This is a genomic window from Rathayibacter sp. VKM Ac-2759, from assembly GCF_009834225.1.
GTDB lineage: Bacteria > Actinomycetota > Actinomycetes > Actinomycetales > Microbacteriaceae > Rathayibacter.
Genome location: NZ_CP047176.1, coordinates 3274763 through 3289566 on the forward strand (window position 1 = coordinate 3274763; position 14804 = coordinate 3289566).

The window sequence follows — 14804 nt, forward strand, 5'->3', positions numbered from 1 at the left end:
CCGGCGCGACGTCAGGGCAGCAGGATCACCTTGCCGTTGAGCGTCCGCGACTCGGCCAGCTCGAGGGCCGCGACGACCTCGGTGAGCGGGAACCGCGCGGCGATGTTGGCCGTGACGGTCCCGTCGGCGAGGAGCCCGAAGAGCCGGCCCAGATCCTCCTGGAGCCGCGCGCGGAAGCGGGCAGGCCGCAGGGAGTGCCCCGCCCAGAGGTTGTAGAACGTCGCGGTGCGGCCGTTGGGCGCGAGGCTCCAGAGGGCGACGCGGCCCAGCGCCTTCAGGAAGGGCACCCAGACGTTGCCGGTCGCGGGGGCGGAGACGATCGCGTAGGCGACGAGCGCGCCTCCGGGAGCCAGGAGCGACCAGGCGACGCGCGTCGTCTCTCCGCCCACGTTGTCGAACGCGGCGTCGACCCCGCCGGGCGCGAGCGCACGGACGGTCGCGGCGAGATCCGGGTCGGCGTAGTCGACGGGCTCGACGCCCGCCGCCCGGAGCGCCTCGTGGTGCCGCGGCGAGGCGGCGCCGATCACGCGGATGCCCGCGTGGCGTGCGAGCTGGATCAGGATCCCGCCGACCCCGCTGTTCGCCCCGAACAGCAGGATCGTGCCGCCCCGCCGGACGCGGGCCGACCGGTGCAGCATCTGCCAGGCGGTCACTCCGTTGACGGCGACCGCCTCGGCGTCCTCCGAGGTGATGCCGTCGGGGACGACGACGGAGTCGCGAGCCTGCACGCGCACGTACTCGGCCCAGCCGCCGGTCTTGGTGATCGAGGCGACGCGACGGCCGATCAGGGCGTCGTCGCCTCCCGGGCCGACCGCGAGGACGCGGCCGACGAGGTCGTACCCCGGGGTGAACGGGAAGGCCGGCTGGCCGAAGTAGCGGCCTCGGCGCATCGACTGCTCGGCGAAGGCGATGCCGGTCGCCTCGACGGCGACGAGCAGTTCCCCTGATCCGGGCTGCTCGACCGGGGCGTGCTCGAGCACGAGGCCCGAGGGCTCGACGAGCCCGGGGAGGACGACGCGGAGGGTGGTGGCGGGGAGATCGGACACGGTAGACTCCTTTGTTAGTGATTGAACAGTCACAAATGCGGACATGGAAAAGAGAAGGAAGAGGAGGGCGGGGCTCAGTCCGGGTGCCGGATCCCGGCGGTCGCGATGCGCGCCCACTCGGAGTCGACCCCGTCAAGCTCGGCCTGCACGATGAGGTGGCAGAGCTGCCCGTAGGCGAGGAACCGCTGCACGGCGGGGCCGTCGGCGCCCGACACGACCGAGACGGAGCGCACCAGCTCCGAGAGGCCGCGGCGGACCGCCTCGCGGATCTCGGGCACCTCGCAGGCGCTCTGCGCGTGCACCTGGAGCCGGATGAGATCGCGGTCGGCGACGAGGGCGATGTACGCCTCCGACATCGCCTCGAGGCGGTCGGCCGGATCGGAGGAGGGCGACGCCTCCCCCGCCGCCGCGAGCGTCGACGAGACCAGCGCGTAGCACCGGTCGACCGCGGCGACGAAGAGGCCGAGCTTGCCCGGGAAGAGCCGGAAGACGTAGGCGGGCGAGACGCCCGCGTCGGCCGCCACCTCGGTGACCGGAGTGGAGGAGTACCCGGTCGCCGCGAAGACGCGGAGGGCCGAGAGGGTGATCCGCTCGCGCTGCGCCTCGGCGGTGGAGCGGAGTCCGGTGGCTGACATGTGACTGATCACACACTAACAAAGCGCCGGTGTCAAGACCTCCGACGACTCCGGAGCGCGAGCTGCAGCGCCGCGAGCAGCAGCAGGGCCGCGAAGAGGACGCCGGAGAGCTGCGCGGGCAGGAGGAACGAGAGCGCGACTCCGGCGAACGAGAACGCCGTCGCGGCGAGGCCGACGACGAGTCCGGCCCGCACATCGAGCAGCCCGCGCCGGGCGTTCGCGATCGAGCCGGTGACGGCCGTCGGGATCATCGCGGCCAGCGACGTGCCCTTGGCGAGCAGGTCGGCGAGGCCGAACGCGCCGACCAGCACGGGCACGGCGATGGCGCCGCCGCCGATGCCGAAGAGTCCGGAGGCGACGCCCATCCCGATCCCGAGGCCCGCGAACCCGGGCCAGACGCCCCAGCCCTCCGCGACGTCGCCCGTCTCGTTCGATCCGAAGACGGACATCCGCACGGCCGCGGCGACGAGGAGGCCGACGAACATCCACCGCAGCACCCCGAGGGGCAGGCGCGCCAGCAGCCACGAGCCCAGGACCGCGCCGAGCATGGCCGCCGCGGCGATCACGGCGGCGGGCACCCACGCGACCTGCCCCGAGAGCGCGTAGGCGAACGCGCCAGCGACCGAGGTCGGCGCGATGGCGAGCAGCGAGGTGGCGGAGGCGCGGCGCTGGTCCATCCCGGCCCACGCGATCAGCATCGGCACCATCACGATCCCGCCGCCGACGCCGAAGAGGCCCGAGAGCACCCCGCCGATCGCGCCGATCAGGGCGAGCAGGAGCAGGGTCCGCGGCCGCACGCGCGGCGCAGGCGTCAGGGTCGTCGCATCGTCGGTCACGGGTCCATCGCATCACAGCGCGGGCCGGGCGGCGAATCACCGGGCGGCGTCGCACGGGCGGGGCCCCGGGTGCGTACCCTTCGTCGTGCGGGGCGGGCCGCGGGCGGGGGCCCGCGTGATCACGGCGGAGACGGATGACTCGTCCGATCCGCGGGAACAGGGGGCACGGATGGCGAGGACAGGTGTGCTCGCGGCAGCGCGCCGCCCGTCGGCCCTCGCGATCAGGGCCGTGTTCGAGCGGGAGGCCCGGCGCACGGCCGCCGGGATGCGCCGGCACGCGCCGGAGGGGATCGCGCGCGTCGCCGAGGTGATCCCGGCCCGCCGGGGAGTGCCCGCGACGACCGCCGACGTGTTCCGCTCCCCCGGCGCCGGCGCGCGCCCGGCCGTCGTCTGGATCCACGGCGGTGCCTGGATCTCGGGGCACCGGCGCGACGTCGACCCCTACCTGCGCCTCCTCGCCGACGCGGGGTACACGGCCGTCGGCCTCGACTACAGCCGCGGGCCCGAGCAGGTCTACCCGACCGCGCCCCGCCAGCTCCTCGCCGCGCTCGAGCACCTGCGGAGGAACGCCGGCCGCCTCGGGATCGCCCGCGACCGCGTCGTCCTGGCGGGCGACTCCGCCGGTGCGCAGCTCGCGAGCCAGCTGGCCACGGCGGTCACGAACCCCTCCTACGCCCGCGACGCGGGCCAGACGACCTCGCTCCCGGTGGACGCCGTGCGCGCCGTCGTCCTGCACTGCGGAGTCTTCGACCTGGGCGCGATGGCGAAGGTGACCGGAGTCGCCGGCTGGGGTTTCCGCTCGGCGCTCTGGGCGTACACCGGGCAGCGGAACTGGTCGGAGTCGGCGGCCGGCGCCCAGATGTCGACGATCGACCACGTCACTCCGCGCTTCCCGCCGGTGTTCATCAGCGGAGGGAACGCCGACGCCCTCACGGCCCGCCAGTCGCGCCCGTTCGCCGCGCACCTGCGCTCGCTCGACGTCCCGGTGACCGAGCTGTTCTGGGGCGCCGGCCACGAGGCGCAGCTCGGGCACGAGTACCAGTTCGACCTCGACCTCCCCGACGCCCGGACCGCGCTCACGCGCACCCTCGCCTTCCTCGACCGCGTCACGGCGCGCTGAGACCGCCCTCGTCTGGCAGTTCCCTGGGCGCTCCGGATCGGACCGTGACGTTCGAGAGCCGTCCAGCGTCCTATCCGCAGAAGCGCCCGGTCACGGTGACCGGGCAGAGAGCGAAAGAGGAGATCATGGCCGAGAGCATCACCACCCCCGCAACCGGAGCCGGACGCACCGTCATCGACGACGGCGTCATCGCGAAGGTCGCCGGCATCGCCGCGCGCGAGGTGCCCGGCGTCCACGCTCTCGGCGGAGGCGCCGCACGCGCCATCGGCGCCCTCCGCAGCGCGATCGGCAGCGACGACCGCGCCCAGGGCGTCAAGGTCGAGGTCGGCGAGCGCCAGGTCGCGGCCGACGTCACGATCGTCGCCGAGTACCCGATCCCGCTCCAGGAGGTCGCCGAGGGTGTCCGCTCGGCCGTCGCCGGGGCGATCCAGCAGATCATCGGCATGGAGGTCGCCGAGATCAACGTGACCGTCCAGGACGTGCACATCCCCGAGGACGACGCTCCGGAGGCCGAGCCTCGCGTCGCCTGACCCCAGTAGTAGTCCCTTTGCGCGACGCCTCGCGGCTGGACGGCCGCGAGGCGTCGTCCGTGCGTCAAGATCGGGAGCGCGAGATCCCCGGACCCAGGATCCCACCCTCCCCGACCATCGATTCCGAAGTGGAGGTGCGTCGTGGAGCGATCCAGCACCCGGCCCCTTGATGTGGACGACGCCGTCACCCTGGTCGCCGTTCTGGCCGCCCTGGAAGCCCTCGTCGCATCCGGGCGGGTACCGGACGGCGATGTCGCCGTCCTCCAGCACAGCCTGGCGCTGGGCGGAGCCGTGCTGCCCGGCGCCGATGCCGACGAGATCGTCGCCGCACTGGGCGCGCTGAACGGGCGACTCCGTGACACGATCGCCTGATCGGCGCGCCGCTCGGCGGCTAGTCTGGGCTGGCCCGTCGATGAGGGCCACGTCGACGCGCGGAGGACTCCCGACGGCGCGGCGGCGGACGAGTGCGGAGGAGCAGCGATGAGCGGAGACCACTTCGTGCTCTCGACCGCCACCCCCTGGGACGACCGCACCGAGATCATCGGCGTGTACGCCTCCGAGGCCTGGGCCCGGGAGGCGGCGACCACCTGGCTCCGGGCGCCCGACCGCGAGGCGTTCCCCCGCTGCGTCGTGGAGCGCTGGAACGGACCGCACCTGCTCGACCGCGCGCTGATCGAGGGGATCGACGCGGAGGACGCGGACACCCGCGTCGACTGAGCCCGCGGCTCCGGCCTCCGCGGCTCAGCGGGCCCAGTGAGACGGGCGCGCGAAGTCGTGCGGCAGCACCGTCGCCGCGTCACCGCGGGTGCTCGAGACCTGCGACTGCGTGAGGTAGATCGCCTCCGACAGATCCGCTCCCGAAACATCGGCGTCGCGCAGATCGGCCCCGAGCACGTCGCACGCGCGCAGATCCGCTCCGCGGAGATCCGCGGCGATCAGCAGCGCGCCCCGGAGGTCGGCGCCGCGCAGGTCGGCGCCGGCGAGGGCTGCCGCGACGAGATCGGCACCGGGCGAGAGCCGCTTCCGGGTCGGCCCGCGCCCTCGCCGCCCCGCCCTCGCCGCCGCGCTCGCCGCGATCAGCGCCGGGCGCGACGCCGCGTACTCCGCGTCGACGTCGAGCGTCAGAACGGCCGCCGCGTCCTGCAGCGTGAGCGCGTGCACCGCGTCGAACCGCTCTCGGACGCTCCGGCGGAGGCCCGCGTCGGCGCCGGGCAGCGCCAGGGCGACGTCGAGGTACCAGAGCAGCTCGTGCAGCCGCCGCATCAGCGGGAAGACCGCGAACATCTCGGCGCGCACCGCGTCGTCGCCGCGCCACGAGACCCCGCCGAACGTCTGCATCGAGACCTTCTGCCCCGCGCCGAAGCAGTCGAAGACCGTGCAGCCGACGAAGCCCTCGGGGCGCAGGCGCCGGTGGATCGAGCACGAGTCGTCGCCGGCGAGGTTCGTGCACGGGTCGCCGGCGGGCTTGTCGAGGGGGAAGTCGGCCGAGCGGGCGAACGCGAGCGCGACGCAGCACAGGGCGAAGCAGTTCGCGCAGTCGGCGCCGAGGTCTTCGCGGCGGCCGAGCTCGACCCTGGTGCGTGAGGACATCGCCTCCGAGACTACGCGCGGGTGCCGGTCAGTGCGCGAGCGCCAGCACACCGACGACGAGCGCACCGAGACCGACGAGGCCCAGCAGCGAGACGAGGCTCTGCCGCCAGCCGAGTCCCGAGCGGGCGACCGCGATCAGGGCGATGCCGGCGAGCGTGGCGACGTAGACGCCGACTCCGATCCAGAGGCCCGTCCGCGGCTCGATCCAGCCGAGCGCCGCGGCGGCCAGGGCGAGCACGGGCACGGAGGCGGAGGCGAGCGCGCCGCCCGCGATCCGCAGCATGGTGCGCGCCTCGGCGGCCGAGGGCGTCGCCGCGTGGGTGACCTGGTGCGCGATCACCTCGGCGACGAAGCCCGCCGCCGAGATGCCGACGATCGAGACCACGAGGCTGCGCAGCGCGTGCGCCGCGTCGGGTTCGTCGCCGACGGCGTAGATCATGACCACGGCGAGGCCGGTGAACGCGGCGTAGACCCGCTCCTTGAGCGCCCGGGCGATCTGGTCGAGGGGGACCCTGGAGTCGGCGAGCCGCCGCGACGCCGGACCGCCCGGTCCGGGCCGGCCGCTCACGCCCGGCCGCTCACGCCCGGCCGCTCACGCCCGGCCGCTCACGTCAGTAGGAGGCGGCGTCGACGCGCGCCGCGCTCGAGTCGCCCGAGAGCCTCGCGGCGAGGTCGCCGAGGATCGTGGCCGAGCCGCTCGTGCCGAAGCGGGTCACGCCCAGCTCCCGGTAGGCGAGGAGCGTGTCGAGGTCGCGGACGCCTCCCGAGGCCTTCACCTCGACGGCGTCGGAGACCGCGCCGCGCATCAGCCGCAGGTCGTGCTCGTTGGCGCCGCCGCCTCCGAAGCCCGTCGCCGTCTTGACGAAGTCGGCGCCGGCGCGCTCGGACGCCTCGCTGCCCGCGACGATCTGCTCGTCGTCGAGGTAGCTGGTCTCGAGGATCACCTTGACGACGTGGCCGTCGGCGGCCTCGACCACCGCGCGGATGTCGTCCTCGACGTCCTGCAGCAGGCCGCTGCGCAGGCGCCCGATGTTGACGACCATGTCGAGCTCGGAGGCGCCGTCGGCGAGGGCCTGGCGCGACTCCGCGACCTTCGCCGCCGTCGAGGTGGTGCCGTGCGGGAAGCCGATGACGGTGCCGACGAGGACCCCCGAGCCCTCGAGGCGGGCGACGGCGTGCGCGATGTCGGAGGGGCGGACGCAGACGCTGAAGACGCCGGACTCGCGCGCCTCGTCGAGCTGCGCGTCGACCTCGGCGCGGGTCAGCTCGGGCTTCAGGATCGCGTGGTCGATGAGCGCCGCGATCTCGGCGACGGTCGGAAGGCTGCGTGTCATGCGCCCCATTTTACGCGGCGCCTCGGGCGCCTCTCCTACGGACGGTGGTGGATCTCGATACGCCCGCTGCGCGGGCTACTCGATCAGCAGGCATGCGGCGGGTTCCGACCGATCCGTCACGAACAGCCCCCTGAGCCGAGCCAGGGCAGCCCTCCGCGACGACTCGATCCTCCGGAACGTGGACAGCAGGAGGGAACCCCGAGCGCATCGTCGAATCGCGTGCCAAGCGATTCGACGCAGCGGACGGAGGACGCTCTGCGGATCCCGGCCACCTCGAGGAGCCGACTGCGGCGAGGGGCGGCGGGGACGCCCCTCGCCCGGGAACACCGAAGGCCCCGGATCGCAGGATCCGGGGCCTTCGGTCGTGAGCGCAGCGGCCGCTGGTGGTCAGCAGCGCTGCGCGCTGCTGACTACCAGCTCGACTTGGTGATGCCGGGCAGCTCGCCGCGGTGCGCCATGTCGCGGAAGCGGACACGCGAGATGCCGAACTTCGAGAGGTTGCCGCGGGGGCGGCCGTCGACGGCGTCGCGCGAGCGGACGCGGACGGGCGAGGCGTTGCGGGGCAGCTTCTGGAGGCCGACGCGGGCCTCCTCGCGGCTCTCGTCGGTCCCGGCCGGGTCGACGAGGGCCTTCTTCAGCTCGAGGCGCTTGGCCGCGTAGCGGTCGACGACGATCTTTCGCTGCTCATTGCGGGCGATCTTGCTCTTCTTAGCCATACTTAGCGCTCCTCGCGGAAGTCGACGTGCTTGCGCACTACGGGGTCGTACTTCTTGAGCACGAGACGGTCGGGGTCGTTGCGACGGTTCTTCTTGGTCACGTAGGTGTAACCGGTGCCTGCCGTCGAACGGAGCTTGATGATGGGACGGACGTCCTGCTGCTTTGCCATTAGATCTTCACCCCACGAGCGAGAATGTCCTTGACGACGGACTCGATGCCACGGGCATCGATGACCTTGATGCCCTTGGCCGACAGCGTCAGGGTGACGTTACGGCGGAGCGAGGGGACGTAGTACGTCTTCTTCTGCACGTTCGGGTCGAAGCGGCGCTTGGTGCGCCGGTGCGAGTGCGAGATGGCGTGTCCGAAGCCGGGGACGGCTCCGGTCACCTGGCAGACTGCTGCCATGGTTTCCTCCATGTGTGGTTACCGTGGGCCACGCGCGGCACGAGGCCCCGCCCGACCCACCCAAGGTCACTTGTCGGCGCACCACCCGCCCACGACGAGACTCTCGCCGGTTGGGCAGCACGCAAGCGCGTGCAGATGCACGCAACCTGAGTAGCTTAGGCGAGGGCGGACCGGGCCGCAAGGATCGCCGGGCGGCACCGCGTTGCGGGGTGCGCCCGCGCCCCGCTACGGTCGCGAGTGGCGCCGGGGGTCGAGCGCCGCGAGGGGGACGGCGTGGAGCGGATGAGGCGGCGCGCGCTGCTGCTGGGGATCGCCTCCGCCGCGGTGACCCTGACCGCGTGCACCCCGCAGACCGCGACCCCGACTCCGACACCCACGCCGACTCCGACGCCCACCCCGACTCCGACGCCCACTCCCCCGCGGCCGTCCCCGACGGTCACCGCCGCCGCGGCTCCGGTGCGGGCCCGCGTGCCCCTGCCCGAGGGGACGATCACCGAGCTCCCCGGCGAGGGGAACCTCCTCGCGTGGACCGTCGACGACGGCTCCGACACCGAGGTGGTCGCCGCGTACGCGCAGTTCGCGAAGGACACCGGGACGCGGCTGACGTTCTTCCTCAACGGCCAGTACGACTCCTGGACGGCGTGCGCGCCCGCGCTCGCACCGCTGGTCGAGTCGGGTCAGGTGCAGCTCGCGAACCACACCTGGTCGCACGCCGATCTCACGAAGCTCTCGTCCGACGGGATCCAGGAGGAGCTCGGCCGCAACGGCGACTTCATCCGCTCGACGTACGGTGTCGAGGCGGCGCCGTTCTACCGCCCCCCGTTCGGCTACACCGATCCCGCGAGCCGCGCCGCCGCGGCCGGTATCGGCTACACGGCGACGACGCTCTGGTACGGGTCGCTGTCGGATTCGGGGCGCATCACGCCGGAGCAGGTGATCGACTTCGCCGACCAGTGGTTCCTGCCGCAGCACATCGTGATCGGGCACGCGAACTTCGATCCGGTGACGCAGGTCTACGCGCAGCTGGTCGACATCCTCCGCTCGCGCTCCCTCGAGACCGTCACGCTCCGCGACGTCTTCGCGGTCTGAGGCGCGGGGGCGCTCCGCGGGGTCAGGGGCGGAGGGTCGCGCGGGCGGCGGAGGCGATCGCCGTCGCGACCCTCTCGAGGCTCGGGGTGCGCAGCGCCCACTGCTGCCAGTAGAGGGGGACGTCGACGGGCGCGCCGCCGAGGGCGATCAGGCCGGGGGCGCCGACGGGCGCCTGCAGCTCGGGCAGCATCCCCCAGCCGAGTCCGAGCCGGACGGCCGCCTCGAAGTCGGCCGACCCGGGCACGCGGTGCTGCGGGGGCCGTCCGTCGACTCCGCGCGTGTGCAGGTAGCGCTCCTGCAGCCGGTCCTTCTCGTCGAAGACGACCACGGGGGCGCGGTCGAGGGCGGCGAGGTCTCCGGAGGGGAACCAGCGGTCGGCGAAGGCGGGCGCCGCCATCGCGCGGTACCGCATCACTCCGAGGGACGCGACGGTGCAGCCGAGCACCGCCTCCGCCTCCGCGGTGACGGCGGCGAGCACCGTGCCGTCGCGGAGGAACGCGGTCGTGTGCTCCTGATCCTCGCGATGCAGCTCGAAGACGACATCGGGCACCTCCGCGAGCGCCGGCAGCACCCAGGTCGCGAGCGAGTCGGCGTTCACCGCGAGGGGCACGACGACCGGGCCGGCGGCGTGCACCCCGTCGCCGTCGAGCGCGCGCACCGCGTCCTCGGCGAGCAGCTCGATCTGTCGGGCGAGGCGGAGGAGCCCGGCGCCCGCCTCGGTCGCGACGACGGGCCGCGATCGCACGAGCAGCACCCGGCCGGCGGCCGACTCGAGCGCCTTGATCCGCTGGCTGAGCGCCGAGGGCGTGATGTGCAGCGCCCGGGCCGCCGCGTCGAAGGAGCCGTGCCGGACCGCGGCGGCGAGGGCGCGCAGGCGCGAGAGATCGAGGTCGTCGGTCAGCATCAGTACTGCTTACGCTACTGAAGGAGCATCAGCTGGTCTACAGAACCGTGCCGCCGTACGGTCGTCCCGTGTCCTCCCTCCTCGCCGCCGCCTCCGGTCTGGGCTTCGGCCTCTCCCTCATCGTCGCCATCGGCGCCCAGAACGCCTTCGTCCTGCGGCAGGGGCTGCGGCGCGAGCACGTGCTCGCGGTCGTCGCGATCTGCGCCCTGGCAGACGCGGCGCTGATCGTCGTCGGCATCGCGGGGATCGGAGCGGTGCTCGAGTCGGCGCCCTGGCTCCTCGTGGTGATCCGCTGGGGCGGCATCGTCTTCCTCCTGGCGTATGCGCTCCTCGCCGCGAGGCGCGCCCTGCGGCCGGGGAGGCTCGAGGGAGATCCGGCCGGCGCCTCCACCACGCTCCGCACCGCGATCGGCACCTGCCTGGCGCTGACGCTGCTGAACCCGCACGTGTACCTCGACACGGTCGTGCTGCTCGGCTCCGTCGCGAACACCCACGGCGACGAGCGCTGGTGGTTCGGCGCGGGCGCGGCGCTGGGCAGCGTGCTCTGGTTCACCGCGCTCGGGGTCGGGGCGCGGGCGCTGCGACCGCTGTTCCGGAGCCGCGGGGCGTGGCGGGCGCTCGACGCGGGAGTGGCGGTGGTCATGGTGGCGCTGGCGGTGTCGCTGGCGCTGAGCTGAGGCAGCGGCCGGGACTGTCGACATCCGTCCACCCGGCCGACCCGGAGTCGCCGCCCGCCGCTAGCATGCGGCAGCGGCCGGCCCCGAGCGGCCGCGGACGGAGGACGGCACGGGCCATGCGCATCGCCCTCGTCGACGACGACCCGCGGGTCAGGCGCGCCCTGGGGGATCTCCTCCGCCGCTCCGACGCGGTCGACGAGCTGAGCGAGCACGGGGACGTGCTCTCGCTGCTCGACCTGATGCGCGAGCGCGCCGTCGACACGGTGCTGCTCGACATCCGTCTCCAGCACAGCAACGCTCTGGCGGCCGTGCCCGCGATCCGCCGTGCCGGGCCGCGCACGAGGATCGTCGCGATGACCGCGGTCGCCGACGCCCCCTTCGCCGCTCACGCGAGGAACGCGGGGGCCGACGCGGTGATCGCGAAGACCGCCCCGAGCGCCGACGTCCTCGACATCGCCGTAGGGAACCCGCCCCGGACGGGCCTGCCCTGGGACACCCTGACCCCGCGGGAGCACGGGATCGCGGAGCTCGTCGTCGCCGGCTTCTCGGACGCCGAGATCGCGGTGCGGCTGGGAGTGCCGGCGATGGCGGCGCGGGCCCGCGTGGCGGCGGTGCTCGCGAGGCTGGGCCTCGACGTCCGGGCTCAGCTCGCCTCGGCCGGGCGAGGCTCTGCGTGACGGCCGGGCGCGAGGTCACCGACCGGAGGCGAGCAGCGACCGTCCTGTGAGGAACCAGACGAGACCGACCGCGATCAGCGAGAGCGTCTCGGCGACGGAGCCGATCGCGTAGAGCGCGAACAGCAGCTCCTGCGCCGGTACCGCGACGACGAGACCGGGGATCGAGGTGATCACGCCGCCGAGCACGTGCAGCGCGAGCGCGACGACCGCGACGACGACCGCGCGCCGCGGGACCGAGCGGGCGGCGGCGAGCGCCGTGAGACCCAGGGCCGCCGCGATGACCGACAGCGCCAGGATCGCCCCGGAGAGCACCGACGAGCCGACCATGATCCCCAGCGAGTCGCTCGCCGGAGTGGCCAGGCGGACGACGGGGCCGAGCACGAGCAGCACGGCGAAGGCGATGAGGGCCGCGCCGCCACGACGGCCCACCAGTCCGCCTCCGGCGTCGGCTCCTCGTGCGAGGACGACGGCGGCGGAACCGAGGAGCCCGGCGAGCAGGATCGGCGCGACGCGACCGGCCCCGACGAGTCCCAGTGGCGCGAACCAGAGCGCGATCTGGAGGAGCCCCGCGGCCCCCACGAGGACGCCTGCGAGTCGCAGCGCGGCTCCGCGCGAACGGACGGTCGGTCGGACTGCGGTCATGCGATCCCCTCCCCCGAGGTCGTCGGCCACGTTACCCGACGAGAATCGGGCGACGTCGTGCTCTGACTCACTTGTTCTAGTAACATTGCAAACATGTTGTTCCGCGTCGACCACTCCTCGCCGCGCTCCCTGGCCGACCAGATCGAAGCGCAGGTGCGCGCCGCCGTCGCCGACGGCGTGCTCTCGGCGGGCGACCGCCTGCCCCCCGCCCGTGAGCTCGCCGACTCGCTGGGCATCAACATGCACACCGTGCTGCGGGCCTACGGCGCACTGCGCGACGACGGCCTGCTGCAGATGCGGCGCGGTCGCGGCGCGTGGATCGCGGAGTCGGCGGGGCCGGGCCTCGTCCGCGTCACCGCCCTCGTCGAGCAGCTGCTCGCCGAGGCCCGCCGCAGCGGGATCAGCCCCGCCGACCTCGTCCGCCTGATCGAGAGGACCACCCCGTGACCACCCGCCTCCGCCGCCTGCTGGCCGGCGCCTCCCTCCTGCTCCCGGCCCTCGGAGTCGTCGCCTCGCGCCTCGCACTGGCCGACCGCCTCCCCGGGACCCTCGCCTCGCACTGGTCGAGCACCGGCGCGGCCGACGACACGATGACGGTCGGCGCCGCGCTCACGCTCTCGCTCGTGATGGCGGGCGGGGCGGCCGTGGCGGGGATCGTGCTCGTCGCGCTCGGCCGCGCACCCCGGCTCGTCCTCGCGACCGCCGGCGGCGTCGCCGGCCTCGGCGCCTCGACCTGGGCGACCTCGGTCGGCACCACGCTCGCGGCCGGATCCGCCGAGGGCGCCGTGCTCGGGCCGTGGCTGCTCGCGCTCCTCGCCGGTGTCCTCTACGCGATCGCGCCCGCCCTGATCGCGCCGGCGACCGTCCGCGAGCCGCGCACCGCCGTCGACCGCCTCCCCCTCGGCAGCGCGGAGACGGGCGCGTGGTCGTCGACGATCACCGGCCGCGTGTTCGCGGTCGTCGGAGTCGTGCTGATCGGCTCGGCCGCGATCGCCACCTCGACGCTGCTGGCGGAGGGAGCCGTGGGCCCGGCCGTCGCGATGGCCGTGCTGCTCGGGGCGAGCGCCCTGGTGACGCTCGGCTTCGCGCGCCTCCGCGTGACCGCCGACCGCCGCGGCCTCCGGGTCGTCTCGCGCGTCCTCGGGATCCCGCTGCGCCGCATCCCGCTCGCCGACATCGCCTCGGCGAGCACGGCGCAGCTGCGCCCGTCGGAGTGGGGCGGCTGGGGCTACCGCATCATGCCGGGCCGCTCGGCGCTCATCCTCGGCGCGGGCCCCGGCCTCGTGATCACGACGGCGAACCAGCGCGAGTTCGCGATCAGCCTCCGCGACCCCGAGACGCCGGCGGCGCTGCTGGAGGCGCTGCGCGAGCGCGGCTGACCCCCGCGTCCGCCGCGTGCTGACTGCCGCGTGCCGCCTGCTGATCGGGGAGCCCGCGCAGAGGGTCTGGACAAAAGTCGGAACATCGGGGCCGGCCGTCCGCCGGGCGATCGCCCGGCTCTATCGTGGAGCCACTCTCCGCCCCCAGGGGGAGAGATCACCCTGGATTCGACCCGGGCGGGGCTCGGGGTCGACCTGAACACGGAGGTTGAATCATGCCGTTTGTGACGACGGACGATGGCGTAGAGATCTACTACAAGGACTGGGGCAGCACCGACGCGCAGCCCATCGTGTTCCACCACGGGTGGCCGCTCTCCTCGGACGACTGGGACGCGCAGATGCTGTTCTTCCACGCCCGCGGCTACCGCGTCATCGCGAGCGACCGTCGCGGTCACGGCCGGTCGACCCAGGTCGGCACCGGGCACGACATGGACCACTACGCCAGCGACGTCAACGCCGTGGTCGAGCACCTCGACCTGCGCAACGCGATCCACATCGGCCACTCGACCGGTGGCGGACAGGTCGCGCGCTACGTCGCCCGGTACGGCGAGCCCCAGGGCCGCGTCGCGAAGGCGGTCCTCGTCTCGTCGGTGCCTCCGCTGATGGTGCAGACCGACGCGAACCCCGAGGGGACGCCGATCTCGGTCTTCGACGGCTTCCGCGAGGCGCTCGCCGCCAACCGGGCCGAGTTCTACCAGGCCGTCGCCTCCGGCCCGTTCTACGGCTTCAACCGACCGGGTGCCGACGTCTCGGAGCCGGTGATCGCCAACTGGTGGCGTCAGGGCATGACGGGCGGAGCGCTCGCGCACTACGAGGGCATCAAGGCGTTCTCCGAGACCGACCAGACCGAGGACCTGAAGGCCATCACCGTGCCGGTTCTCGTCACGCAGGGCGACGACGATCAGGTCGTGCCCTACAAGGACGCCGCGCTGAAGCAGCACGAGCTGCTGCAGAACTCCACCCTCAAGATCTACGAGGGCTACCCGCACGGCATGCTGACGGTCCACGCCGACGTCATCAACCCCGACCTGCTGGCCTTCATCCAGGCCTAGCGGGAGCGGCACCGGCACGACCTGCGCGGGTGCGCCCCGGACGTTCCGGGGTGCACCTGCGCGTGTCGGCCGGAGACGTCGGCAGCGGGACGAGAACGGCTCGGACCGGGGAGGGAGGCGCGGTCGCCCGACCCCCGCATCCACTCGTCTTCGTCATTTGTCGAGTCCTTC

General features: G+C 73.7%; 21 protein-coding genes. 10 read left to right on the forward strand and 11 right to left on the reverse strand.

The genetic code is table 11. From position 1 onward, the window contains the following. Positions 1–11: 11 nt before the first annotated feature. From GSU68_RS15330 to GSU68_RS15340, 3 genes are all read right to left on the reverse strand, one after another. Positions 12–1046: a medium chain dehydrogenase/reductase family protein gene (locus tag GSU68_RS15330; protein WP_208544586.1), complete on the reverse strand. Its 1035-nt coding sequence runs from the start codon at positions 1044–1046 to the stop codon at positions 12–14. Between the two features lie 74 nt (positions 1047–1120). After that, positions 1121–1681 (reverse strand): TetR/AcrR family transcriptional regulator, encoded by a 561-nt coding sequence (locus GSU68_RS15335; RefSeq protein WP_159909536.1) that lies wholly within the window; start codon positions 1679–1681, stop codon positions 1121–1123. A 32-nt stretch (positions 1682–1713) separates the two neighbouring features. Continuing rightward, positions 1714–2517, reverse strand: coding sequence for a sulfite exporter TauE/SafE family protein (locus GSU68_RS15340; protein ID WP_159909537.1), 804 nt, complete (start codon positions 2515–2517; stop codon positions 1714–1716). Between the two features lie 169 nt (positions 2518–2686). Between GSU68_RS15340 and GSU68_RS15345 the strand changes: the two genes are divergently transcribed. The 4 genes from GSU68_RS15345 (at position 2687) to GSU68_RS15360 (ending at position 4884) form a co-directional block, all read left to right on the forward strand. Continuing rightward, positions 2687–3637 carry an alpha/beta hydrolase gene (locus tag GSU68_RS15345; protein WP_159909538.1) on the forward strand — a complete coding sequence of 317 codons (951 nt, stop codon included), beginning with the start codon at positions 2687–2689 and terminating at the stop codon, positions 3635–3637. Between the two features lie 125 nt (positions 3638–3762). Continuing rightward, a complete protein-coding gene (locus tag GSU68_RS15350) occupies positions 3763–4167 on the forward strand; it encodes an Asp23/Gls24 family envelope stress response protein (RefSeq protein ID WP_159909539.1) in 405 nt (134 codons plus the stop codon). Positions 4168–4308: 141 nt separating this feature from the next. Continuing rightward, positions 4309–4539, forward strand: a complete 231-nt coding sequence (locus GSU68_RS15355) for a hypothetical protein (protein ID WP_159909540.1) — start codon at positions 4309–4311, stop codon at positions 4537–4539. A gap of 108 nt (positions 4540–4647) precedes the next feature. After that, complete coding sequence (locus GSU68_RS15360; RefSeq protein WP_159909541.1) at positions 4648–4884, forward strand: hypothetical protein; 237 nt, start codon at positions 4648–4650, stop codon at positions 4882–4884. 24 nt (positions 4885–4908) lie between these two features. Here GSU68_RS15360 and GSU68_RS15365 read toward each other — a convergent pair whose 3' ends face one another. The 6 genes from GSU68_RS15365 to rpmB all read right to left on the reverse strand — a co-directional run bounded on the left by GSU68_RS15365 (position 4909) and on the right by rpmB (position 8213). Beyond that, on the reverse strand, positions 4909–5757 hold the full coding sequence (locus tag GSU68_RS15365) for a pentapeptide repeat-containing protein (protein WP_159909542.1): 849 nt from the start codon (positions 5755–5757) through the stop codon (positions 4909–4911). A 28-nt stretch (positions 5758–5785) separates the two neighbouring features. Next, complete coding sequence (locus GSU68_RS15370) at positions 5786–6325, reverse strand: hypothetical protein (protein ID WP_159909543.1); 540 nt, start codon at positions 6323–6325, stop codon at positions 5786–5788. Between the two features lie 43 nt (positions 6326–6368). After that, complete coding sequence (gene deoC / locus GSU68_RS15375; protein ID WP_159909544.1) at positions 6369–7091, reverse strand: deoxyribose-phosphate aldolase; 723 nt, start codon at positions 7089–7091, stop codon at positions 6369–6371. A gap of 410 nt (positions 7092–7501) precedes the next feature. Further along, positions 7502–7807, reverse strand: a complete 306-nt coding sequence (rpsN, locus tag GSU68_RS15380) for a 30S ribosomal protein S14 (protein ID WP_056038146.1) — start codon at positions 7805–7807, stop codon at positions 7502–7504. 2 nt (positions 7808–7809) lie between these two features. Then, positions 7810–7977: a 50S ribosomal protein L33 gene (gene rpmG / locus GSU68_RS15385; protein ID WP_027692168.1), complete on the reverse strand. Its 168-nt coding sequence runs from the start codon at positions 7975–7977 to the stop codon at positions 7810–7812. After that, positions 7977–8213: a 50S ribosomal protein L28 gene (gene rpmB / locus GSU68_RS15390; protein ID WP_055786157.1), complete on the reverse strand. Its 237-nt coding sequence runs from the start codon at positions 8211–8213 to the stop codon at positions 7977–7979. The genes rpmG and rpmB overlap by 1 nt, the downstream gene beginning before the upstream one ends. Before the next feature lie 237 nt (positions 8214–8450). Here rpmB and GSU68_RS15395 point away from each other — a divergent pair, with 237 nt between their 5' ends. After that, positions 8451–9302, forward strand: a complete 852-nt coding sequence (locus GSU68_RS15395; RefSeq protein WP_208544587.1) for a polysaccharide deacetylase family protein — start codon at positions 8451–8453, stop codon at positions 9300–9302. 22 nt (positions 9303–9324) lie between these two features. Here the strand turns inward: GSU68_RS15395 and GSU68_RS15400 are convergent, their stop codons facing one another. Then, positions 9325–10206 (reverse strand): ArgP/LysG family DNA-binding transcriptional regulator, encoded by an 882-nt coding sequence (locus GSU68_RS15400; RefSeq protein ID WP_159909545.1) that lies wholly within the window; start codon positions 10204–10206, stop codon positions 9325–9327. Positions 10207–10274: 68 nt separating this feature from the next. Here GSU68_RS15400 and GSU68_RS15405 point away from each other — a divergent pair, with 68 nt between their 5' ends. Continuing rightward, positions 10275–10883: a LysE family transporter gene (locus GSU68_RS15405; RefSeq protein WP_159909546.1), complete on the forward strand. Its 609-nt coding sequence runs from the start codon at positions 10275–10277 to the stop codon at positions 10881–10883. A 116-nt stretch (positions 10884–10999) separates the two neighbouring features. Next, positions 11000–11560: a response regulator transcription factor gene (locus tag GSU68_RS15410; protein WP_159909547.1), complete on the forward strand. Its 561-nt coding sequence runs from the start codon at positions 11000–11002 to the stop codon at positions 11558–11560. Positions 11561–11575: 15 nt separating this feature from the next. On the opposite strand, the gene GSU68_RS15415 is transcribed toward GSU68_RS15410, so the two are convergent. After that, complete coding sequence (locus tag GSU68_RS15415) at positions 11576–12202, reverse strand: hypothetical protein (protein WP_159909548.1); 627 nt, start codon at positions 12200–12202, stop codon at positions 11576–11578. 93 nt (positions 12203–12295) lie between these two features. Between GSU68_RS15415 and GSU68_RS15420 the strand changes: the two genes are divergently transcribed. The 3 genes from GSU68_RS15420 (at position 12296) to GSU68_RS15430 (ending at position 14633) form a co-directional block, all read left to right on the forward strand. Next, entirely contained in the window at positions 12296–12649 is a 354-nt protein-coding gene (locus GSU68_RS15420) for a GntR family transcriptional regulator (RefSeq protein ID WP_159909549.1), read from the forward strand. Further along, complete coding sequence (locus tag GSU68_RS15425) at positions 12646–13581, forward strand: hypothetical protein (protein ID WP_159909550.1); 936 nt, start codon at positions 12646–12648, stop codon at positions 13579–13581. Before GSU68_RS15420 ends, GSU68_RS15425 begins: the two co-directional genes overlap by 4 nt. Positions 13582–13796: 215 nt before the next feature. Then, positions 13797–14633, forward strand: coding sequence for an alpha/beta hydrolase (locus tag GSU68_RS15430; RefSeq protein ID WP_159909551.1), 837 nt, complete (start codon positions 13797–13799; stop codon positions 14631–14633). The last annotated feature ends 171 nt before the right edge of the window (positions 14634–14804 follow it).